Consider the following 21,371-nt stretch of genomic DNA (forward strand, 5'->3'; position numbering starts at 1 on the left):
TGGCCGCGAGGTGCAGCGGCGCGGGGCCGGTACGGGGTAGCGTCGTCAGCGGAGTCCGGGCAAGCGGAGGAGGCGTTCGGATGCTGCGTGATGCGGTGCGGGGTGTGGTGGCGGTGGCTGCCACGCTTGCGGAGGAGGCGGGCCGCCGGGTGGTCGGTACGGCGACGGAGCTGCTGGAGCGCAGCGGTGTCGACGTCGCCGCCGTGGAGCGGAGGGTGGTCGAGCAGTTCCCGCCCTCGGCCCAGTCGTTGCGGACCCTGGCGGGGGAGGCCGTGACCGTCGGCCGGGCCGGTGTCGACCTGGTCGTGGGTGTGGCCCGCGGTGAGGTCGAGCGGGCCTTCGAGACGGTCGGCGACCAGGTGGTGAAGCTGGGCGTGGTGCTGAGCTTCCTGGAGGGCAGGCTCCGGGACGCCGACGAGGATCCGGAGGCCGAACCGGCCGCGCCGCGGCGGGAGAACCGTGCGGACGTGCTGTTCGGCGCCGGCTGGGAGGACGAGCCTGCCGCGCAGGCGTCCGAGGGGGCGGCCGCGGGCTTCGCCGCCCCGGCCGCGGACGGGGACACCGCCGGGACGGGGCCCGCCGCCGGTCGCCCGGCGGCGAAGAAGGCGCCGCCCCGCAAGCCCTCGGCCAAGAACGCGCCGGTCAAGAAGGCGCCGGCCAAGAAGGCGCCGCCCCGCGCCGCCGCCGCACCTGAGGCGAACGCGGCGGACGGCAAGGCGGCGGACAGCAAGGCGGCGGACGGCAGCGGCCCGGCCAAGAAGGCCGCCGCGAGGAAGAGCACCGCGAAGAAGGCCGCCCCGGCCAAGAAGACGACCGCCAAGAAGACCACCACGCGCAAGGCGACCGCGAAGCGGACCGTCGCGCAGCCGCCCGCCGCCCGGAAGGCCACCGGCCGCAGGACGACCGTGGTCAAGAAGAGCGTGACCCCCGTCCGCCGCGGGAGCCGGAGGGCGGCGGTGCCTGAACCCACCGAGACCGGCCACCCGCCGGTCGACGATGCGCTCGCCCGCCTGGCCACGCTGGACGGGGTGGAGACCGAGGCGCACGTCGCGGTGTACGAAGATGTTCACCAGCGGCTCGCGGACACCCTGGCCGCCCTCGACGACGACGAGTGACCGCCCGGCTCCGGCCGGGCGCGTAGGAGATGGAACAGCAGTGGCAGTGGCACGACGCCGACTCGACGCCGAGCTGGTCCGGCGCAAGCTGGCCCGCTCGCGTGAGCACGCGAGCGAACTGATCGCGGCGGGCCGGGTGACGGTCGGCGGCACCACGGCGACCAAGCCGGCCACCCAGGTGGAGACGGCCGCGGCCGTCGTGGTCGCCAAGGACGACACCGACCCCGAGTACGTCTCCCGCGGCGGCCACAAGCTGGCCGGCGCGTTCGCGGCGTTCGTCCCGCAGGGCCTGGTCGTCGAGGGGCGGCTGGCGCTGGACGCGGGCGCGTCCACGGGCGGCTTCACCGACGTGCTGCTGCGCGCCGGCGCCGCGCGCGTGCTGGCGGTCGACGTCGGCTACGGGCAGCTCGCCTGGTCGCTGCAGAGCGACGAGCGGGTCACCGTCATGGACCGCACCAACGTCCGGGAGCTCACCGTCGAGCAGATCGGCGGCACCCCGGTCGACCTGGTGGTCGGCGACCTGTCCTTCATCTCGCTGGGGCTGGTGCTGCCCGCACTGGCGGGCTGCTGCGCGGCCGACGCCGACCTGGTGATGATGGTCAAGCCGCAGTTCGAGATCGGCAAGGAGCGCCTGGGCAGCGGCGGTGTGGTCCGCAGCCCGGAGCTGCGCGCCGAGACGATCCGTCAGGTCGCCGAGCAGGCGTGGCAGTGCGGTCTCGGTGTGCGGGCGGTGACCGCGAGTCCGCTGCCCGGACCGTCCGGCAACGTCGAGTACTTCCTGTGGCTGCGCCGTGGCGCTCCGCAGCTGGATCCGGCCGATGCGGACCGGGCCGTCGCGGAGGGCCCCCGATAGGGTGCTGTGCAGGCGTCCTGCCGCCACCGCCGTGTGGCGGCCTCACCGGGCCAAGGGCGACCCGGCAGGCGTAGGGAGAGGGCAGCGGGCATGAGCGAGGAACGTACGGTCTTCCTGATCGCGCACACCGGCCGGGAGGCGGCGCTGCGCAGCGTGGAAGCGCTGGTGCACGGCCTGCTGAAGGCGGGGATCAGAATCCGGCTGCTCGCGTCCGAGGCGGTCGGCCTCGATCTGCCCGAAGGCGTCGACCGGGTGTCCGGCGGGCACGGGGCGGCGGACGGCTGCGAGCTGATCCTCGTCGCGGGCGGCGACGGCACGCTGCTGCGCGGCGCCGAGCTGGCCCGGGAGTCCGGGCTGCCGATGCTGGGGATCAACCTGGGCCGGGTCGGCTTCCTCGCGGAGGCGGAGCGGGACGACCTGGCGGTGGTGGTCGATCGGGTGGTCGACGCCGACTACGAGGTCGAGGAGCGGATGACGGTCGACGTCGTCGTCCGCACCAACGGCGACGTGGTGCACGAGGACTGGGCGCTGAACGAGGCCTCGATCGAGAAGGCCTCGCGGGAGCGGATGCTGGAGGTCGTCACCGAGGTGGACGGCCGTCCGGTGTCGAACTTCGGCTGCGACGGCGTGGTCTGCGCGACCCCCACCGGCTCGACCGCGTACGCGTTCTCCGGGGGCGGGCCGGTGGTGTGGCCGGAGGTCGAGGCGCTGCTGATGGTGCCGATCAGCGCGCACGCGCTGTTCGCCCGGCCGCTGGTGACCTCGCCGGAGTCCGTCCTGGCGGTCGAGGTGCAGCCGAGGACGCCGCACGGGGTGCTGTGGTGCGACGGCCGGCGTTCGGTCGAACTCCCCGCCGGCGCACGGGTCGAGGTCCGCAAGGGCCGTACGCCGGTGCGGCTGGCCCGGCTGCACCGGGCTCCGTTCACCGACCGCCTGGTGGCCAAGTTCGCTCTGCCGGTGACCGGTTGGCGCGGCCGCGGCGGCCTGCACTGACGCTGGGTCAGTTCGACTGCTGTTCCGTGCCGCTGCGGCCCGCGTCCCGGCGGGCGGTCACCGTGTCGAACAGCGGCCAGCCGTCCGTCTCGGTGGCGGCCGGATCCTCCGGCCGCCACCCGCGGGCCCTGGCCTCGTCGAGCAACGCCCGGACGGCGCCCGGCTCGTGCAGGTTCAGCCAGGTGCCGCCGGTGGTGCCGACCGCGCCGGATTCCAGGATTCCGTCCGGCACCAGGCGTCCGGCGGCACCGCCGAACACCAGCACGAGCCTGCCGGGCGCCCCGTCCCGACGCAGCGTCAGCGTCTCGCGGCAGTCCTGGTAGCGGCCCGCCGGGCCCTCGGTCACGTCGTGCAGGTGTCCGACGGTCCATCGGAAGGTCGCGTCACCGACGATCAGACGCCGGGCCTTTCTGCTGCTGCGGGCCATCCCCGGATGGTACGGCGGCCGGGGCGCCGCGCCGCAGCCGGGGGAGCGTGCGGGCGAGGCCGGTGAGGAGTGCGGCGGCGACGAGCGCGGCGCCCGCCTGCAGGACGGTCGCGATGATCTCCGCCGGTCCCGGCGGCAGGGCCAGGACGAGCGGCCAGAACACCACCAGGGCGAGCCGGCCCGGTGCGTTCAGGACGTCCGCCGCCGGTGCCAGGCGGGGCAGTTGCTCGGCGAGCGGCACCACCAGGACGGCCGCTGCGACGTAGCACCGCCCCGCGCGGGTACCGAGCGCCGCGGCGGGGACGCGGCAGAGCGCTGCTGGGGTCATCCGGCCATCGTGTCAGCAGCCCCACCGGCCGCTCTCGGCGGCACCGGACGGGCCGATGCGGGCTACACCGCCAGGGGCGGGGAGTCCGGGTCGGCGGGGCGGGCGCCGGCGCGGGCGGCGTCGGCGGCTGCGGCGAGCCGGGCCACCGCCTCGGGGACGGCCGCCGGCGGGACGGTGAGCGGGATGCGCAGGTAGTCCTCGAAGGCGCCGTCCACCCCGAAGCGGGCGCCGGCGGCGAGCCGTACGCCCGTCCGCTCGCCGATCCGCGCGAGGGCGGTGCCGGGGACCCCGTCGGTGGCCAGCCAGAGCGCCAGGCCGCCGGGCGGGACGCTGAACCGCCAGTCGGGCAGCCGGTGGTGGAGCTCCGTGGTGAGGGCGGCCGCACTGGCCCGCAGCCGGTGCAGCTGGTGGGCCCGGACCTCGTCCAGGTGCTCGGTCAGCAGGACGGCGGCGATCAGCTGGTCGAGGACGGCGGTGCCGACGTCGCCGAACACCCGGTCGGTCGCCAACTGCCTTACCAGGGAGGGCGTGCCGCGCAGCCAGCCGATCCGCAGGCCGCCCCAGAGCAGTTTGCTCGCGGAGCCGATGGTGACCACCTGGGCCGTCCGGTCCAGCGCGGCCACCGGCCGGGGCAGCGCGGAGTCCTCGACGCCCCAGCCGAGTTCGGCGGTGGTCTCGTCCACGAGCAGCACCGTGCCGGCGGCCCGTGCCGCGGCCAGCAGCGCCCGCCGCTGCTCCTCGTCGACGAGTGCGCCGGTCGGGTTGTGGAAGTCCGGGATGACGTACGCCGCCCGCGGCGAGGCGCCGCGCAGCACCCGGCGCCACTCGGCGAGGTCCCACCCGCGCTCGCCGGAGAGCGGGACGGGGACGAGGCGGGCGCCGCCGCGACGCAGCGACTGGAGGGTGTGGGCGTAGCTCGGCGCCTCCACGGCGACCCGGTCGCCGAGGCCGACCAGGGCCCGGCGGGCGAGGTGGAGGGCGCCCATGGCGCCGGTGGTGATCAGGATCTGGTCGGGCGAGGTGGGCAGCCCGCGGGCGGTGAAGCGGGCGGCGACGGCCTCGCGCAGCACCGGCAGCCCGGTGGGGTAGTGGCCGTGCCCGGCGGCGTAGGCGGGGAGCTGCTCCAGGGCGCGGGCAGCGGCCTCGCCGAGGTAGGGCTGGGGCGCGGGCAGGGCGGCGACGCCGAGGTCGACGACGCTGCCGGACTCGTCCGGCGGGACGGGGTGGAGGGCGTCGGCGGGCGGGCGGGTGCCCTCGGGGAGGGTCGTCCAGCTTCCGGCGCCGCGGCGGCTGCGCAGGTAGCCGTCGGCGCGCAGGGCCTCGTAGGCGGCGGCGACGGTGGTGCGGCTGACGGCGAGTTCGGCGGCGAGTTCGCGTTCGGCGGGCAGCCGGGTGCCGACCGGCAGCCGGCCGTCGGCGACCAGGGCGGCGATCCGGGCGGCCAGGGTGCGGTAGGCGGAGCGGGGCCGGCCCGCCGCGTCCGGGACACGGGCGGCGGGCAGCAGGCGCGCCAGTGCCGGCGGGCCGATGGTGGTGTGCCATTCGCTCATCGCCGTCCCCGCTTCCTCGGACCTCTCGGGCCGCTCGGGCTTCCAGTCCACTCGGATCGGATTGGCCCTGGAACGGCCCGGTCTGGACCGCCCATGATGGCGCCAATCCCGGACCTGCCGCAAGGAGCACCGATGGCCGCCGCCACGACCGCCACGACCGCCACGACCGTCGCCGCCCCCGACCCCGACCCCGAACCCGATACCACCGACGACACGGCCGTCGGCGACGGCACCGCCACCGCTCCCGCCACCGCCACCGCTCCCGCCACCGCCCCGGGCGGGGTGCGGTGGACGGACGACCGGCCGGTCCGCCGGCTCGTCCAGCTGGCCGCCGGGCTGGTGCTCTACGGCACGAGCATGGGCCTGATGCTGCGGGCGTCCCTCGGCGGCAACCCCTGGGACGTCTTCCACCAGGGCCTCGCCCGGCACCTCGGCCACAGCGTCGGCCTCTGGGTCACCGTCGTCGGCGCCTGCGTGCTGCTGCTCTGGATCCCGCTGCGGCAGCGCCCTGGCGTCGGAACGGTCGGCAACGTCCTCGTCCTCGGTGCCGCCATGGACGTCACCATGGGGCTGGTCGACCCGCCGCACTGGCTGCCCGCCCGGATCGCCCTGCTGGTCGGCGGCATCGTCCTGAACGGCCTCGCCACCGGCCTCTACATCGGCGCCCGGCTCGGCCCCGGTCCCCGCGACGGGCTGATGACCGGCCTGCACCGGCGGACCGGCCGGTCGCTGCGGCTGATCCGCACCGGCATCGAACTCACCGTGCTCGCCGCCGGCATCCTGCTGGGCGGCACCTTCGGCATCGGCACGATCGCGTACGCACTGGCCATCGGGCCGCTCGCCCAGGGCTTCCTGCGCTGGTGCACCGTCCCGCCGCGGCGGGCGCCGCACGGCGTGGGCGGGAAGGCGTCCGGGGAACTCGCCGAAGCGGCCCGGAAGGGATGAACTTGACCGGTCGGGGCCCGGGCTCGTCGCGCACCGACGGTGGAACCTCGTAAGGTCGTCTCCGTGTTGGACGAGATGCGGATACGGGATCTGGGCGTCATCGACGACGCCGTGGTGGAGCTGGCACCCGGCTTCACCGCGGTGACCGGCGAGACCGGTGCGGGCAAGACCATGGTGGTGACCAGCCTCGGACTCCTCCTCGGCGGCCGCGCCGACCCCGCGCTGGTGCGCAACGGCTCCGAGCGGGCCGTGGTCGAGGGCCGCCTCAGCATGCCCGCCGGCTCCGCGGTGGTGGCCCGCGCGCTGGAGGCCGGCGCCGAACTGGACGACGGCCAACTGCTGATCAGCCGGACGGTCTCCGCCGAGGGCCGCTCGCGCGCGCACGTGGGCGGCCGGTCGGTGCCGGTCGGCCTCCTCGCCGAGCTCGGCGAGGACCTCGTCGCCGTGCACGGCCAGACCGACCAGCAGCGGCTGCTGCGCCCTCCCGGCAGCGCGGCGCGCTCGACCGGTACGCGGGCGAGGCCGTCGCGGAGCCGCTGGCCCGCTATCGCGGGGTGTACCGGCGGCTGCGCGAGGTCTCCGCGACGCTGGAGGAGCTGACCACCCGGGCCCGCGAGCGCGCCCAGGAGGCCGACCTGCTCCGGTTCGGCCTGGAGGAGGTCGCCGCCGCCGAGCCCGTCGCCGGTGAGGACACCGACCTCGCCGCCGAGTCGGAGCGGCTCGGCCACGCCGACGCGCTGTCCTCGGCCGCGACCCTGGGGCACGCCGCACTGGCCGGCGACCCCGCGGACCCGGACTCGCTGGACGCGGGCACCCTGATCGCCCAGGCCCGGCGCGCCCTGGACGCCGTCCGCCACCACGACGAGCGGCTCGCCGCCCTCGCCGACCGCCTCGACGAGGTGGGCTACCTGCTCGCCGACGTCGCCGGCGACCTCGCCGGCTACGCCGACGACCTGGACGCCGACCCGGTGCGGCTCGCCGCGGTCGAGGAGCGCCGGGCCGTGCTGGCCCAGCTGCTGCGCAAGTACGCGGGCGCCGAGGGCACCCTCGCCGAGGTCCTGGAGTGGGCCGAGACGGGTGCGCAGCGGCTCTCCGAGCTCGACGGCGACGACGACCGAATCGACGAACTCGGGGCGCAGGAAACCGAGTTGCGGGCCGAGCTGGCCGAGCTCGCGGCCGAGGTGTCGGCCGCCAGGTACGCCGCCGCGGACCGCTTCGCGGCCGCCGTCTCCGCCGAACTCGCCGAACTGGCCATGCCGCACGCCCGGGTGAGCTTCGCCATCGCCCAGGTCGACGACCTGTCCGGCCTGGAGGTGGGGGCCGCACCGTCGCGTACGGCTCGCACGGCGTGGACGAGGTCGAGGTGCTGCTCGCCCCGCACCCCGGAGCCCAGCCGAGGCCGATCGCCAAGGGCGCCTCGGGCGGTGAGCTCTCCCGGGTGATGCTCGCCGTCGAGGTGGTCTTCGCCGGTGCCGACCCGGTGCCGACCTACCTCTTCGACGAGGTCGACGCCGGCGTGGGCGGCAAGGCCGCGGTCGAGATCGGCCGGCGGCTGGCCAAACTCGCCGAGTCCGCCCAGGTCGTGGTGGTCACCCACCTCCCGCAGGTGGCCGCGTTCGCGGACCGGCACCTGGTGGTCGAGAAGACCAACGACGGTGTGGTGACCCGCAGCGGGGTGAAGGCCCTGACCGACGAGGAGCGGGTGCGCGAGCTCTCCCGGATGCTCGCCGGCCTGGAGGACTCCGAGCTCGGCCGGGCGCACGCCGAGGAGCTGCTGGCCGCCGCCCGTGCCCCGCGGGGCCGCTGACGGCGGTGCACCGCCGGCCGGCGCCCGCCCGAGCGGCGGCGGTGCCGGTCGGCGACGCGCCCGCAGGGCCCGCCGACTGTCCAAGACCCGGCCGGACCTGGCATGGTGGCGGCTGGACAATGGCTTTCCAGTCCCGAGGGCCGTCCGTCGGAACCCGCCCTCCCCGCCCACCGGCGGGCCGGGGGCACCACTCGGCCGAACCGGGCCGGGCACAGGGTGCGGCGACGGTGTTCGTCACCTGAACGAGTCGGAGCGAGACGACGTGGACCATTCCGCCGCCCAGAGCGCCGCAGCGGCCCATGAAGGACCCGGCCAGCTGCGCGTGGTGCTCGTCCTGTCGACCGGCACTGGGGGGATCGGCGCCCATGTGCGGTCGCTGGCCCAGGGGTTGGTCGCACACGGGGTGGGCGTGACGGTCTGCGCCCCGGAGGCCGCGGACGCGCTGTTCGGGTTCTCCCGGACGGGTGCCCGCTTCCACCCGGTGGACATCACACCCACCGCCGGCGCCCGCAGCGACGCCGCCGCGATCGGCGAGCTGCGCCGGGCCTTCACCGGTTCCGACATCGTGCATGCGCACGGGCTGCGCGCCGGCCTGCTCTCCGACCTGGCGCTGCGCACGGCGGGGCGCTTTCCCGGGCTGCGCCCGCAGACCCCGCTGGTCGTCACGTCGCACCACGCGATGCTCGCGACCGGCATGGAGCGCCGGCTGCAGCGGCTGATGGAGCGCCGGGTCGCCCGCGCCGCGGACCTGGTGCTGGGTGCCTCCTCGGACCTGGTGGCGCGGGCCCGTGAACTCGGCGCGACGGACGCCCGGCTGGGCCCGATCGCGCCGCCGCCCTCGGCGCCGGCCTCGGTGCCCCGGGAGACCACCCGGGCCGCGCTGTTCGCGGGGGTCGGCGAGGCGGCGCAGCCGGAGGTGACGGCCGGCGCGGACGAGCCCGGGCGCCCGGTGGTGCTGGCCATCGGCCGGCTGGTCGCACAGAAGGCGTTCGGGCTGCTGCTGGACGCGGTGGCGCGGCTGACCGACCTCGACCCGCTGGTGGTGATCGCGGGCGACGGCCCGGACGCGCCGGGCCTGCGCGAGCGGATCGCCGCCGACAAGCTGCCGGTGGACCTGCTCGGCTACCGCACGGACGTCCCCGACCTGCTGGCCGCCGCCGACGTGCTGGTGGTCAGCAGCCGCTGGGAGGCGCGGTCACTGGTCGTCCAGGAGGCGATGCGGGCCGGTGTGCCGGTGGTGTCGACGGCGGTCGGCGGGGTGCCGGAGCTGGTGGGCGACGCCGCGGCGCTGGTGCCCGCGGGCGACCCGGCGGCGCTGGCCGCGGCCGTCCGCGAGGTGCTGACCGACCCGGCCCGCCGGGCGGCCCTGGTGGACGCGGCGCACCAGCAGTCCCGTACCTGGCCGGACGAGGCGGACACCGTCGCCCAGGTGCTGTCCACCTACGACGAGCTGGTCCAGCGGGGCTGACGCCGCGGCGGGCGCCGGGCCGGCCGGCCCGGCGCCCGCCGCGGTGACGAGTCCGGTGCTGCTCAGTGCTGCTCGGGCTGCGAGGTCAGGTAGGCGCCCGCGCAGGCGGTGAGCCGCAGCGCGGTGTCGATCAGTGGCACGTGACTGAACGCCTGCGGGAAGTTGCCGACCTGCCGCTTGGCGCGCGGGTCCCACTCCTCGGCGAGCAGGCCGACGTCGTTGCGCAGGGCCAGCAGCCGGTCGAACAGCTCGCGCGCCTCGGTGACCCGCCCGATCATCGCCAGGTCGTCGGCGAGCCAGAAGGAGCAGGCCAGGAAGGCGCCCTCGTGGCCGGAGAGCCCGTCCACGTTGGTGCCGTGGTCGTCGTGGGTGGGGTAGCGCAGCACGAAGCCGTCCTCGGTGGACAGCTCCCGCTGGATGGCCTCGATGGTGCCGATCACCCGCTTGTCGTCCGGTGCCAGGAACCCGACCTGCGGGATCAGCAGCAGCGAGGCGTCCAGCTCCTTGCCGCCGTAGTACTGGGTGAAGGTGTTGCGCTCGGCGTCGTAGCCCTTCTCGCAGACGTCGGCGTGGATCTCCTCGCGCAGGGCCTTCCAGCGCTCCAGCGGGCCCTCGGTGGCGGTGTCCTCCAGCAACCGGATCGTCCGGTCGACGGCGACCCAGGCCATCACCTTCGAGTGCACGAAGTGCCGGCGCGGGCCGCGGACCTCCCAGATGCCCTCGTCCGGCTCGCGCCAGTGCTTCTCCATGTAGGTGATCAGCTTCAGCTGCAGCTGGTGGGCGTGGTCGTTGCGGACCAGGCCGGTCATGTGGGCGAGGTGCAGGGCCTCGACGACCTCGCCGTACACGTCGAGCTGGAGCTGCCCGGCGGCGCCGTTGCCGACCCGGACGGGCTGGGAGCCCTCGTAACCGGGCAGCCAGTCCAGGGTCGACTCGGTGAGCTCGCGCTCGCCGGCGATGCCGTACATGATCTGCAGGTTCTCCGGGTCGCCGGCGACGGCGCGCAGCAGCCACTCGCGCCAGGCCTTCGCCTCGTCGCGGTAGCCGGTGCGCAGCAGCGAGGAGAGGGTGATCGCGGCGTCCCGCAGCCAGGTGTAGCGGTAGTCCCAGTTGCGCTCCCCGCCGATGTCCTCGGGCAGCGAGGTGGTGGGGGCGGCGACGATGCCGCCGGTGGGGGCGTAGGTGAGCGCCTTGAGGGTGATCAGCGAGCGGACCACCGGCTCGCGGTAGGGCCCCTGGTAGGTGCACTGGGCGACCCAGTCGCGCCAGAACCGCTCGGTGGCGGCCAGCGCGTCCTCGGCGTCGGGCGGCGTGGGGGCGGCCAGGTGGGAGGCCTGCCAGGTGAGGGCGAAGGCGATCCGCTCGCCGGCCTCGACGGTGAAGTCCGCGTAGGTGGTGAGGTCGCGGCCGTACGTCTCGGCCTCGCCGTCCAGCCAGACCGAGTCGGGGCCGGCGACGGCGACCGTCCGGTGGCCGCCGTCGGGCTGCTCGACCCGGTGCACCCAGGGCACGACCTTGCCGTAGCTGAAGCGCATCCGTACGGCGGAGCGCATCCGGACGCGTCCGGCGACGCCCTCGACGATCCGGATCATCTGGGGCACGTCCGGCGTGCCGAGCAGGTGGCGCGGCGGCATGAAGTCGATCACCCGGACGGTGCCGCCCTGGGTGTCCCACTCCTGCTCCAGGACGAGCGAGTCGCCGCGGTAGGTCCGCCGGTCGGCCGGCAGCGCCGGGGCGGCGGCGGTCGGCGGCGGCACCCGCAGCTCGCCGGTGTCGGCGGGCGACGCCGGGGCGGCCGGCGCGGCTCCGGGGGCGGCCACCGCCTCGGCGGGGCCGATCCGCCAGAACCCGTGTTCATCGGTGCCCAGCAGTCCGGCGAACACCGCCGGCGAGTCGAACCGGGGCAGGCAGAGCCAGTCCACCGCCCCGTCCCTGCTGACCAGGGCGGCGGTCTGCATGTCCCCGATGAGTGCGTAGTCCTCGATACGGCCGGCCACGTGGGTCTCCAAGTTCGCGATGCGGCTGCGTCGACGGCGGGGCAGCGGGGCCGGAGCCGGCAGGCCGGGGCGTTTCGAGTCCGTGGGGGTGGGGAGGCTCGTGGGGCGCCCGATGGGGCCTGGTGCGGCCCCTGGCCGTGTCCGGCGGGGTGGGACGGGAGGATTCCGGTCGCGCATCGGGGACCGAGCGGAGTCGACCGGACCCCGTCGCCCTCCGCGTGCTCTGCTGTCGGCGATGCGTTCGTGCAGAATACGTCGGCCGGGGGCCCCGGGGCACCCGCAAGGGTCCGAGCAGCCCGTACTCCCACCTAACTGATCAGTAGGGCTGGTCCGGCCGGGGGAGTGCCGCAGGGCCCGGGGTGATCCTTTGGGACCATCCGGAGCTGATCCTTCCGCGCGGTGCGGGGGCGGGCGGATCGGCCGTCCGCGCCGGGCCGGACGGCGTCCCGTCCGGGGCGCTGATACCCTGGTATCCCGTGGACTGGTGGGCAGCACACGCTGAGGACCACCCCGGATCCGCCGATTCGACGACCCCGCCGGGCACCCGGCGTGCAGCTCTGTCGACGCGGACGAGCGGGAGGCCCGGCCACCGGAGTCACTCCTCGACACGCGAACCACGGGAGCCCCCTCTTGGCACAGCCCCATTCCGGCAAGTCGGCCAGCGGCCGCGCCGTGACGACCAAGCACCTCTTCGTCACCGGGGGTGTCGCCTCTTCGCTCGGCAAGGGGCTCACCGCCTCCAGCCTCGGCGCCCTGCTCAAGGCCCGCGGTCTGCGCGTGACGATGCAGAAGCTCGACCCGTACCTCAACGTGGACCCGGGCACCATGAACCCGTTCCAGCACGGTGAGGTGTTCGTCACCGACGACGGCGCCGAGACCGACCTCGACATCGGCCACTACGAGCGCTTCCTCGACACCAACCTGCACGGGTCGGCGAACGTCACCACCGGCCAGGTCTACTCGACCGTCATCGCCAAGGAGCGCCGCGGCGAGTACCTGGGCGACACCGTCCAGGTCATCCCGCACATCACCAACGAGATCAAGTCCCGGATCCGCCGGATGGCGACCGAGGACGTCGACGTGGTGATCACCGAGGTCGGCGGCACCGTCGGTGACATCGAGTCGCTGCCGTTCCTGGAGGCCGTCCGCCAGGTCCGCCACGAGGTCGGCCGGGACAACGTCTTCTTCGTGCACGTCTCGCTGCTGCCGTACATCGGCCCCTCGGGCGAGCTGAAGACCAAGCCCACCCAGCACTCGGTGGCCGCGCTGCGCAACATCGGCATCCAGCCCGACGCGATCGTGCTGCGCGCCGACCGCGAGGTGCCGCAGGCCATCAAGCGCAAGATCTCGCTGATGTGCGACGTCGACGAGGAGGCCGTGGTCGCGGCCATCGACGCCAAGTCGATCTACGACATCCCCAAGGTGCTGCACGGCGAGGGCCTGGACGCGTACGTGGTGCGCCGCCTGGACCTGCCCTTCCGCGACGTCGACTGGACGGTCTGGGACGACCTGCTGCGCCGTGTCCACGAGCCGCAGCACATCGTCAAGGTCGCCCTGGTCGGCAAGTACATCGACCTCCCGGACGCGTACCTGTCGGTGACCGAGGCACTCCGTGCCGGAGGCTTCGCCAACAACGCCCGGGTCGAGATCAAGTGGGTGACCTCGGACGACTGCCTGACCCCCGAGGGCGCCCAGGAGCACCTCGGCGACGTCGACGCGATCTGCATCCCCGGCGGCTTCGGCGACCGCGGTGTGGACGGCAAGGTCGCCGCGATCACCTACGCCCGCGAGAACCGCATCCCGCTGCTGGGCCTGTGCCTGGGCCTGCAGTGCGTGGTCATCGAGGCCGCCCGCAACCTGGCCGGCCTGCCCGACGCGAACTCCACCGAGTTCGACCCGGCCGCCAAGTACCCGGTGATCTCCACCATGGCCGAGCAGCTGGCCATCGTCGACGGCAAGGGCGACCTGGGCGGCACCATGCGCCTGGGCCTCTACCCGGCGAAGCTGGCCGAGGGCTCGATCGTGCGCGAGGTCTACGGCGGCGAGCAGTACGTCGAGGAGCGCCACCGCCACCGCTACGAGGTCAACAACGCCTACCGCGCCGACCTGGAGAAGACCGGCCTGCAGTTCTCCGGCCTCTCCCCGAAGGGTGACCTGGTCGAGTACGTCGAGTACCCGCGCGAGGTCCACCCGTACCTGGTCGCCACCCAGGCGCACCCGGAGCTGAAGTCGCGCCCGACCCGCCCGCACCCGCTGTTCGCGGGCCTGGTGGCCGCCGCCATCGCGATCAAGACGGGCGCCTGACAGGTCGTGTCCGACCGGACGGCGGTCGTGCGGATCCCCCGCACGGCCGCCGTCCGGCTGTTTCCACGCCGTGGCGGGCGCAGGCTGAGGGTGCGTGGGGATAGATTGTGTCGTACTGACGAAAAGGGGAGTGCGATGGACTTTCAGCAGCAGATCCGCGACGCCGCCGAGCAGTGGCCCGTCCGGGCGGGGGAGACACCGTTCAAGGGCCGGGTCACCGGGGTGCGCACCGAGGAGGTGCAGATGCCCGACGGCTCCTGGGCGCGCCGCGACTACCAGATCCACCCGGGCTCCGTCGCCGTCCTCGCCGTCGACGACCGGCAGCGGGTCCTCATCCTGCGCCAGTACCGCCACCCCGTCCGCCAGCGCCTGTGGGAGCTGCCCGCCGGTCTGCTCGACGTGCCCGGCGAGAACCCGCTCACCGCCGCCCAGCGCGAGCTCTACGAGGAGGCGCACTGCAAGGCCGCCGACTGGCGCGTGCTGGTCGACTTTTACACCTCGCCCGGCGGCACCGACGAGGCCCTGCGCCTCTTCCTGGCCACCGACCTCGCCGAGGCCGACGGCGAGCGCTACGCGGCCCACGGCGAGGAGCTGGAGATCGAGACCGCGCGCGTCCCGCTGGAGGAGCTCATCGGGCTCGTGCTGACCGGTGCCCTGCACAACCCGACCCTGGTCACCGGCGTGCTCGCGCTCCAGGCCGCGCTGGCCGGCCCCGGCCTCGACGCCCTGCGGCCCGCGGACGCGCCCTGGCCGGCCCGGCCGTTCCGCGCCGCCTGAGAAAGTGTTGGGTAATTGATCAGCTGCATGGAGTGATGCATGGGTTGTGATCTTCGCGGGCGAGGTGTCCGCGAAGATCGCCGCCATGTGTGTCTGTTCGTGTAAGCCGTCCTATGAATCGTCGTTGACGGATGCTCAGTGGGCGGTGATCGAGCCGTTGCTGCCGGAGCGGGACCTGCGTCGGGGTGGCCGTCCGTTGAAGTTCCCGCGCAGGCTGATTGTGGACACCGTGCTGTACGTGCTGGTCAGCGGCTGTGCCTGGCGGCTGGTGCCGCATGACCTGGCGCCGTGGGACGCGGCCTATCGGTGGTTTCGTGCCTGGACGGCGGACGGGACCTGGGACCGGGTCCACGACGCGCTGCGCGAGCGGGTCCGGCTGGCGGACGGCCGGGATCCGCAGCCGTCGGCGGCGGTGCTGGACTCGCAGTCGGCTCGCAGTCACCAGGGCGGGCAGGCGATCGGCTACGACGCGGGCAAGCGTGTGCGTGGCCGCAAGCGGCACCTGCTGGTGGACACCTGTGGACTCGTGCTGCGGGCGGTCGTGCACTCGGCCTCGGTGCAGGACCGGGCGGGCGCGAAGCTGGTCCTTGCCGGGATCCGGAACCTGTTTCCGCAGGTCGGGCTGGTCTGGGTCGACGGCGGCTACGTCAATGTCGTCGATGCCAGCCTGGTCGGCTGGGCGGCGGAGCACGAGAACCTGGAGATCGTCGCGGTGCCGCGGAACGCCGATGTGAAAGGCTTCCGGGTGCTGCCCCGCAGGTGGGTGGTGGAGCGGACTTTCTCCTGGCTGGGGCGGTGCAGACGGTTGGCACGGGACTACGAACGCAAGACCGCGCACGCCGAGGCGATGATCAAGGTTGCGATGATCCGGCTCATGGCCGCTCGCCTCGCCGGCGAGGAGATCGAACCGCGCGGCCCCATCGAGACCGAAGCAGCCCGCCGCCTCGCCGACGACCTCAAAACCGAGTAGTCCCCCGCTTACCCAACACTTTCTGAGGCAGGGTCCGGCCCGACCGGGCCCCGCCCGTGCCGCGGCCCGCGGCGCGGGCGTTGATCCACCGGGGTGATTCACCGGTTGGTAGTACCGGATGTCAGCTCGGCAGCGCCTCGCCCGCGAACTACGCTTCGCGGACAGGGCCGCACCTTGGGGCCGGTCTGCTGGGCGACGGTCGGGAGTGGGCACGGGTGGCGAGGAAGACGGCGACCATGGACGCGGCGATCGCCGACGGGGGCGGCCCGGCGGCCGCTGCGGACGCGCTGCCGCCCGGCGCCGCCCCGTTCGCCGGCCGGCGGGCCGAACTCGCCGCCCTCGGCGCGGCCGCCCGCGCCGCGCGGCATGCCCCCGAGGATCGTGGCCGGCTCGTCGTGCTGGCCGGCCGGCCCGGCTCCGGCCGGACGTCCCTCGCCGTCCACCACGCCCGCACGCTGGCCGCCGAGTACCCCGACGGCCTGCTCTACGTCCGGCTCTCCGCCCCGGACGGCGGCCGGGTCACCGCCGGCCGGGCCGCCCGCGAACTGCTCCGGCAGCTCGGCGCCGTCCCGCCCGGACTGCTGCCGCCCGCCGACACCGCGGACACCGAGGACCCGGCCTGCGCCGCGCTGCGCGAGGCCCTGGCCGGGCGCCGCGCCCTGCTGCTGCTCGACGACGTCCGGGACGCCGCCCAGCTGCGGCCGCTGCTCGGCGTCGGCGCCAGCTGCCTGCTGCTGGCCGTCACCGCCGGGCCGCTGACCGGCATCGACAAGGTCGACCCGGTGATCCTCGGCGGGCTCGACCAGACCTCCGCCGTCCGCCTGCTCGGCGAGCTGGTCGGCGGCACCCGGGTCGCGGCCGACCCGGTCGGCGCGGCCGAGCTCGCCGAGGCCTGCGCGGCCCGTCCGGCGGCCCTGCGGCTGATGGCCGACCGGTTGCGCGGAAACGCCCGTGCGGCGGTCACCGACGCCGCGGGAGAGCTCGCCGCCGCCACCGGCCGCGCCGCGGCCGGCACCGCAAAGCCCGCCGACACCCGGGCCGACACCCGTCCGGCAGGCCGCGACGGGGGTCGCGACGGGGCCCAGGACGCCGTCCCGGCGGAGGCCGGGCCGGATTCGGCGGACGGCCCCCGCAAGGGCACCGGCAACCCCGGGGAGCGCAGCGGCACCGCCCCCGGGAAGGGCCGCAAGCAGGCACAGCGGGCCGCCGAGCCCACGGCCGCAGCAGCCCCCGGCCGCCCGGCCGCGGCCCCGCAGCCCGGCGACGACGGGCCACTGCCGCTCCCCGAGGGCGAACCGCTGCTGGGCGCCTTCGACCTGGTCTACCGCGCCCTGCCCGCGGCCCAGGCCCGGATGCTGCGGATGCTCACCCTCGCCCCCGCCCAGCTCGCCGACCTGCGGACCGCCTCCGCCCTGGTGGGCTGCCCGGCCCCCGAGGCGGCCCAGCAGCTGGCCGCCCTGGCCGGCCACGAGCTCCTCGGCACCGAGCGGGAGGCCGGCGACGGCACCGCCCGGTACCGGCTGCCCGGCCGCTTCCACGCCCGGCTGGTCGAGCTGCGGACGGAGTCCGACCGGCCCGCCGAGGTCGAGCTGGCCCGGGCCCGGCTGGTGGAGCGGCTGGTCAGGATGGTCGAGTCGGCACTCGCGCTGCTCGCCCCCGGTGACGGCCCGCGGCCCGACCCGCTGCCCGGGCCGCTGCGCCTGCGGACGGCGGCCCACGCCGCCCAGTGGCTCGCCGAGGAGCGCGAGCAACTGCTCACCGCCGTCGGGGACGCGATCGGGCGGGGCGACCTGGACGGCTCGTCCGGCCGGCTGGTCGCCGCGCTGCTGCGGGCGCTGCCGCTGTGCGGCGACGCCCTGCCGTCCGACCTCCACCGGCTGCACGTCCTGGTGCTCGCCGTCGCCGAGCGGGCCGGGGACCCTCGCCGGGCGGCCGCCGCCCTGCTGCGCCTCGGCGACCTCCAGGCCGGTGCCGGGCGCTGGGACGAGGCCGCCGAGCGCTACCGGGCGGCCGTCGAACGGGCCAGGGAGGCGGGCGACGAGCTCGGGTGCGCCCGCGCGCTGGAGAGCGCGGCGGGCTGCTACCGGGCGCTCGGGGACCCGTTGCGCGCCGGTGACGGGTACGGCCGGGCGCTGGCCCTGCGGCAGGGTCTCGGCGACGCCGCGGGCGAGGCCCGGCTGCTGGCCCGGGTTGCGGAGGCGCACACCGCGCAGCGCCGCTTCGAGGAGGCGCTGCGCGAGTACCGGGCGGCCCTCGGGATGCTGCGCCGGCTGGGCGACAGCCGGGGCGAATCCCTGGTGGGACAGGCGCTGGAGCGCCTCCAGCAGCAGCTCGAAGGCGAGTGGAATCACCCGTTTGCGGAGTAGTGTCGGATATGCGGTAGTCGCACCCTTTGGGCATGTGAAGGCCGCACAAGCCTACGAACCTGCCAATGAGTCCCGCAGAATTAGTCACTTTGGAAGGCTGACGTATCCGCTGGGCTTCATTACACTCGACAGCAGTCGCGCAGCGAACGTGCCCTGGCGTATCCGGGGCCCTCCCCGTGCGCGCCGCCCGCCGGTCTTCTCCGGTAGGGACCCCCATGGCAAGAGGACGTGTTTAGCCGTGAAGGTCGGCATCCCCCGCGAGGTCAAGAACCACGAGTACCGCGTGGCCATCACGCCCGCCGGCGTGCATGAGCTGGTCCGCAACGGACACGAGGTCTACATCGAGGACAACGCCGGTCTCGGCTCCTCGATCCCCAACGAGGAGTACGTGGCCGCCGGCGCCACCATCCTCCCCACCGCCGACGAGGTGTGGGCCACCGCCGACCTGCTGCTGAAGGTCAAGGAGCCCATCGCGCAGGAGTACCACCGCCTGCGCAAGGGCCAGACCCTCTTCACCTACCTGCACCTGGCGGCCGACCGCGCCGGCACCGACGCGCTGGTCGCCTCCGGCACCACCGCCATCGCGTACGAGACCGTGCAGCTCGCCAACGGCGCCCTGCCGCTGCTCGCCCCGATGTCCGAGGTCGCGGGCCGTCTCGCCCCGCAGGTCGGCTCCTACCACCTGATGCGTCCGGCCGGCGGCCGCGGCGTGCTCCCCGGCGGAGTGCCCGGCACCCACCCGGCCAAGGCGGTCGTCATCGGCGGCGGTGTCTCCGGCTGGCACGCGGCCACCATCGCCATCGGCATGGGCTACGACGTGACCCTGCTCGACCGCGACATCAACAAGCTGCGCGAGGCCGACCGGATCTTCGGCACGAAGATCAAGGCCATCGCCTCCAACTCCTTCGAGCTGGAGAAGGCCGTCCTGGAGGCCGACCTGGTGATCGGCGCCGTGCTGATCCCGGGCGCCAAGGCGCCGAAGCTCGTCACCAACGAGCTGGTCTCCCGTATGAAGCCGGGTTCCGTGCTCGTCGACATCGCGATCGACCAGGGCGGCTGCTTCGAGGACTCCCGCGCGACCACGCACGCCGAGCCGACCTTCCAGGTCCACAACTCGGTCTTCTACTGCGTGGCCAACATGCCGGGCGCCGTCCCGAACACCTCCACCTACGCGCTGACCAACGCGACGCTGCCCTACATCGTCGAGCTGGCCAACCGCGGGTGGAAGGAGGCGCTGCGCCGCGACGCCGCGCTCGCCAAGGGCCTGAACGTGCACGAGGGCCAGATCACCTACAAGGCCGTCGCCGACGCCTTCGAGCTGCCGTCGGTCGACCTGGGCACCGTCCTCGCCTGACGCGGGACGCGGCGCGTGACCGCCTGACACCGCCTCACCCGCCGGCTCGCCGGCGGAGGCGCCACACCCCGGCCCGTTCCCCACGGGCCGGGGGTCGCGGCATGTCCGCCCGCGGATGTCTGTCGTGAACCTGTTGATGACCGTGCGGTGGACAGCCGGTGTCAATTCCTGTGCGCCCGGTCACCCGCCCTGCGGACCCGCTCGCCGCAGGTCGCCCCGCCGCGAGGGTCGCCCGCCGTGGAAACGGCGGGTTCCCGGCCTCCTAAAGCCTTGACAGCGACGGCTCCGGGAGCCGACACATCGGGCCCACTACCGTGGATTGTGTTGCTGCGAACGCCTGGAACGGCCTAGAGTCGCAAACCGTCGGCATGCTGCCACGCTGACGTATCGACATAGAGTCCTGGAAGCCCAAGGAGGTAAGACGACTTGTGAATGAGTCGACATTTGCTCCCGGGGGTGGTCAGCCAGGACTGGCGGAGCTCTCCGCCGGAGCGCCGAACGACGAGTACGCCCGGCACACCACGGTGGGCGCGGCGGAGGTCGGCTCGGTCGCGGTCCGCACCTTCGAGGCCCGCCAGAGCGCCGCATCGGCCGCCGGCGACTACGACGCGGAGCTCGCCTCCTACGGCCTGTCCTACGCCGACCTCGGCTACGGCCCCTACGACGACCCCGACGCCGAGTACGAGCCGGACCCGGAGTACGCGGCCACCCTGGCCCCCGACGCCGCCCGGCAGCGCCGCGAGCGGGTCGGCCCCACCGGCCGTCCGCTGCCGTACTTCCCGATCCCCGCCCCGGTGGCCGACCACGGCCCCGCGCAGATCATCGCCATGTGCAACCAGAAGGGCGGCGTCGGCAAGACCACGTCGACCATCAACCTGGGCGCCGCGCTCGCCGAGTACGGGCGCCGGGTGCTGCTGGTGGACTTCGACCCGCAGGGCGCCCTCTCGGTCGGCCTCGGCGTCAACCCGATGGAGCTCGACGTCACCGTCTACAACCTGCTCATGGAGCGGGGCCTGACGGCCGATGAGGTGCTGCTGAAGACCGCCGTGCCCGGCATGGACCTGCTGCCCTCCAACATCGACCTGTCCGCCGCCGAGGTCCAGCTCGTCAGCGAGGTCGCCCGCGAGTCCGCACTCGCCCGGGCCCTCAAGCCGCTGCTGCCCGACTACGACTACGTCATCATCGACTGCCAGCCCTCGCTGGGCCTGCTGACGGTCAATGCCCTGACGGCGGCTCACAGCGTGATCGTCCCGCTGGAGTGCGAGTTCTTCGCCCTGCGCGGTGTCGCGCTGCTCACCGAGACCATCGAGAAGGTCTGCGAGCGGCTCAACCCCGACCTGCGCCTGGACGGCATCCTGGCCACCATGTACGACTCCCGCACCGTGCACAGCCGCGAGGTGCTGGCCCGCGTCGTGGAGGCCTTCGGCGAGCACGTCTTCCACACCGTCATCGGGCGCACCGTCAGGTTCCCCGAGACCACGGTGGCCGGCGAGCCGATCACCACGTACGCCACCAACTCGGTCGGCGCCGCCGCCTACCGCCAGCTCGCCAGGGAGGTGCTCGACCGGTGCCGCCCCGCCGAGTGAGTCTCCCGGGAGCCGACGAGCTGTTCCGGACCACCGGCGGGATGGCCCTGTCGCCCTCGCTCGGCCGGTCGGCCGAGGCCCCCAGAACGGAGACCGCCCGGCCCGCCGAGCAGTCCCCGGCGGAGGCCGGCGCCGAGGGCGCCGAGGCCGACCGGGCGGCGCGCGGCGAGCAGCACCCCGCGGACGGCGCCCGCCGGTACCCCGCCCCCGAGGAGCAGGCGGAGCCCCGCCGACGCCCCCGCGGGCGCGCCTCGCGCCGCCCCTCCGGGCGGGAGCGGCACGACGAGAAGATCACGGTCTACGTCTCCGCCGAGGAGCTGATGGACCTGGAGCACGCGCGGCTGGTGCTCCGCGGCGAGCACGGCCTGGCGGTCGACCGCGGCCGGGTCGTCCGCGAGGCGATCTCCGTGGTGCTGGCCGACCTCGAACAGCGCGGCGAGGCCAGCATCCTGGTCCGGCGGCTGCGCGGCCGCTGAGGGGCCGCTGAGCGGCCTCCTGGGCCCCGCAGGCGTGTCGCGGGCCCCCGGGCCC

General features: G+C 74.7%; 16 protein-coding genes and 1 pseudogene. 13 read left to right on the forward strand and 4 right to left on the reverse strand.

Going from position 1 to position 21,371, the window contains the following annotated elements; genetic code table 11:
• The first annotated feature begins 80 nt into the window (after nt 1-80).
• The 3 genes from ABEB13_RS29275 to ABEB13_RS29285 all read left to right on the forward strand — a co-directional run bounded on the left by ABEB13_RS29275 (nt 81) and on the right by ABEB13_RS29285 (nt 2,961).
• Nucleotides 81-1,115, forward strand: coding sequence for a hypothetical protein (locus ABEB13_RS29275; RefSeq protein ID WP_345707836.1), 1,035 nt, complete (start codon nt 81-83; stop codon nt 1,113-1,115).
• Nucleotides 1,116-1,161: 46 nt separating this feature from the next.
• Nucleotides 1,162-1,968 (forward strand): TlyA family RNA methyltransferase, encoded by an 807-nt coding sequence (locus ABEB13_RS29280; protein WP_345707837.1) that lies wholly within the window; start codon nt 1,162-1,164, stop codon nt 1,966-1,968.
• A gap of 90 nt (nt 1,969-2,058) precedes the next feature.
• Entirely contained in the window at nt 2,059-2,961 is a 903-nt protein-coding gene (locus tag ABEB13_RS29285; RefSeq protein ID WP_100888015.1) for an NAD kinase, read from the forward strand.
• A 7-nt stretch (nt 2,962-2,968) separates the two neighbouring features.
• On the opposite strand, the gene ABEB13_RS29290 is transcribed toward ABEB13_RS29285, so the two are convergent.
• The 3 genes from ABEB13_RS29290 to yczR form a co-directional block, all read right to left on the reverse strand.
• Nucleotides 2,969-3,388 (reverse strand): hypothetical protein, encoded by a 420-nt coding sequence (locus tag ABEB13_RS29290; protein ID WP_345707838.1) that lies wholly within the window; start codon nt 3,386-3,388, stop codon nt 2,969-2,971.
• Nucleotides 3,345-3,716 carry a hypothetical protein gene (locus ABEB13_RS29295; RefSeq protein ID WP_345707839.1) on the reverse strand — a complete coding sequence of 124 codons (372 nt, stop codon included), beginning with the start codon at nt 3,714-3,716 and terminating at the stop codon, nt 3,345-3,347. The genes ABEB13_RS29290 and ABEB13_RS29295 overlap by 44 nt, the downstream gene beginning before the upstream one ends.
• Before the next feature lie 62 nt (nt 3,717-3,778).
• Complete coding sequence (yczR, locus tag ABEB13_RS29300) at nt 3,779-5,266, reverse strand: MocR-like transcription factor YczR (RefSeq protein ID WP_345707840.1); 1,488 nt, start codon at nt 5,264-5,266, stop codon at nt 3,779-3,781.
• Between the two features lie 132 nt (nt 5,267-5,398).
• Between yczR and yczE the strand changes: the two genes are divergently transcribed.
• From yczE to ABEB13_RS29315, 3 genes and pseudogenes are all read left to right on the forward strand, one after another.
• Nucleotides 5,399-6,211 (forward strand): membrane protein YczE, encoded by an 813-nt coding sequence (gene yczE / locus ABEB13_RS29305; RefSeq protein ID WP_380232911.1) that lies wholly within the window; start codon nt 5,399-5,401, stop codon nt 6,209-6,211.
• A gap of 75 nt (nt 6,212-6,286) precedes the next feature.
• A pseudogene (gene recN, locus ABEB13_RS29310) lies at nt 6,287-8,018 on the forward strand (DNA repair protein RecN).
• 262 nt (nt 8,019-8,280) lie between these two features.
• Nucleotides 8,281-9,486 carry a glycosyltransferase family 4 protein gene (locus ABEB13_RS29315; protein WP_345707841.1) on the forward strand — a complete coding sequence of 402 codons (1,206 nt, stop codon included), beginning with the start codon at nt 8,281-8,283 and terminating at the stop codon, nt 9,484-9,486.
• Between the two features lie 62 nt (nt 9,487-9,548).
• Here the strand turns inward: ABEB13_RS29315 and ABEB13_RS29320 are convergent, their stop codons facing one another.
• Nucleotides 9,549-11,483: a glycoside hydrolase family 15 protein gene (locus ABEB13_RS29320; protein ID WP_345707842.1), complete on the reverse strand. Its 1,935-nt coding sequence runs from the start codon at nt 11,481-11,483 to the stop codon at nt 9,549-9,551.
• Nucleotides 11,484-12,113: 630 nt separating this feature from the next.
• Between ABEB13_RS29320 and pyrG the strand changes: the two genes are divergently transcribed.
• The 7 genes from pyrG to ABEB13_RS29355 all read left to right on the forward strand — a co-directional run bounded on the left by pyrG (nt 12,114) and on the right by ABEB13_RS29355 (nt 21,316).
• The gene (gene pyrG, locus ABEB13_RS29325) at nt 12,114-13,787 is read left to right on the forward strand and encodes a CTP synthase (protein WP_345707843.1); all 1,674 of its coding nucleotides are present in this window, start codon (nt 12,114-12,116) and stop codon (nt 13,785-13,787) included.
• A gap of 135 nt (nt 13,788-13,922) precedes the next feature.
• Nucleotides 13,923-14,564 (forward strand): NUDIX domain-containing protein, encoded by a 642-nt coding sequence (locus ABEB13_RS29330; protein WP_100888011.1) that lies wholly within the window; start codon nt 13,923-13,925, stop codon nt 14,562-14,564.
• An 85-nt stretch (nt 14,565-14,649) separates the two neighbouring features.
• Nucleotides 14,650-15,534, forward strand: a complete 885-nt coding sequence (locus tag ABEB13_RS29335; RefSeq protein WP_345709548.1) for an IS5 family transposase — start codon at nt 14,650-14,652, stop codon at nt 15,532-15,534.
• 215 nt (nt 15,535-15,749) lie between these two features.
• Nucleotides 15,750-17,900: a tetratricopeptide repeat protein gene (locus tag ABEB13_RS29340; RefSeq protein WP_345707844.1), complete on the forward strand. Its 2,151-nt coding sequence runs from the start codon at nt 15,750-15,752 to the stop codon at nt 17,898-17,900.
• 238 nt (nt 17,901-18,138) lie between these two features.
• Nucleotides 18,139-19,254 (forward strand): alanine dehydrogenase, encoded by a 1,116-nt coding sequence (gene ald / locus ABEB13_RS29345; protein ID WP_345707845.1) that lies wholly within the window; start codon nt 18,139-18,141, stop codon nt 19,252-19,254.
• A 524-nt stretch (nt 19,255-19,778) separates the two neighbouring features.
• A complete protein-coding gene (locus ABEB13_RS29350; protein ID WP_380233134.1) occupies nt 19,779-20,840 on the forward strand; it encodes a ParA family protein in 1,062 nt (353 codons plus the stop codon).
• Complete coding sequence (locus tag ABEB13_RS29355) at nt 20,837-21,316, forward strand: hypothetical protein (RefSeq protein ID WP_345707847.1); 480 nt, start codon at nt 20,837-20,839, stop codon at nt 21,314-21,316. Before ABEB13_RS29350 ends, ABEB13_RS29355 begins: the two co-directional genes overlap by 4 nt.
• The last annotated feature ends 55 nt before the right edge of the window (nt 21,317-21,371 follow it).

The organism is Kitasatospora paranensis (assembly GCF_039544005.1).
In the GTDB taxonomy this organism is placed as follows: Bacteria; Actinomycetota; Actinomycetes; order Streptomycetales; family Streptomycetaceae; genus Kitasatospora; species Kitasatospora paranensis.

Excerpts from the sequence above, each read along its gene's own strand:
- ABEB13_RS29275 (WP_345707836.1), top strand. The coding sequence starts at position 81 with ATGCTGCGTGATGCGGTGCGGGGTGTGGTGGCGGTGGCTGCCACGCTT.
- ABEB13_RS29285 (WP_100888015.1), top strand. The coding sequence starts at position 2,059 with ATGAGCGAGGAACGTACGGTCTTCCTGATCGCGCACACCGGCCGGGAG.
- ABEB13_RS29290 (WP_345707838.1), bottom strand. The coding sequence starts at position 3,388 with ATGGCCCGCAGCAGCAGAAAGGCCCGGCGTCTGATCGTCGGTGACGCG.
- ABEB13_RS29295 (WP_345707839.1), bottom strand. The coding sequence starts at position 3,716 with ATGACCCCAGCAGCGCTCTGCCGCGTCCCCGCCGCGGCGCTCGGTACC.
- yczR (WP_345707840.1), bottom strand. The coding sequence starts at position 5,266 with ATGAGCGAATGGCACACCACCATCGGCCCGCCGGCACTGGCGCGCCTG.
- yczE (WP_380232911.1), top strand. The coding sequence starts at position 5,399 with ATGGCCGCCGCCACGACCGCCACGACCGCCACGACCGTCGCCGCCCCC.
- ABEB13_RS29330 (WP_100888011.1), top strand. The coding sequence starts at position 13,923 with ATGGACTTTCAGCAGCAGATCCGCGACGCCGCCGAGCAGTGGCCCGTC.
- ABEB13_RS29335 (WP_345709548.1), top strand. The coding sequence starts at position 14,650 with ATGTGTGTCTGTTCGTGTAAGCCGTCCTATGAATCGTCGTTGACGGAT.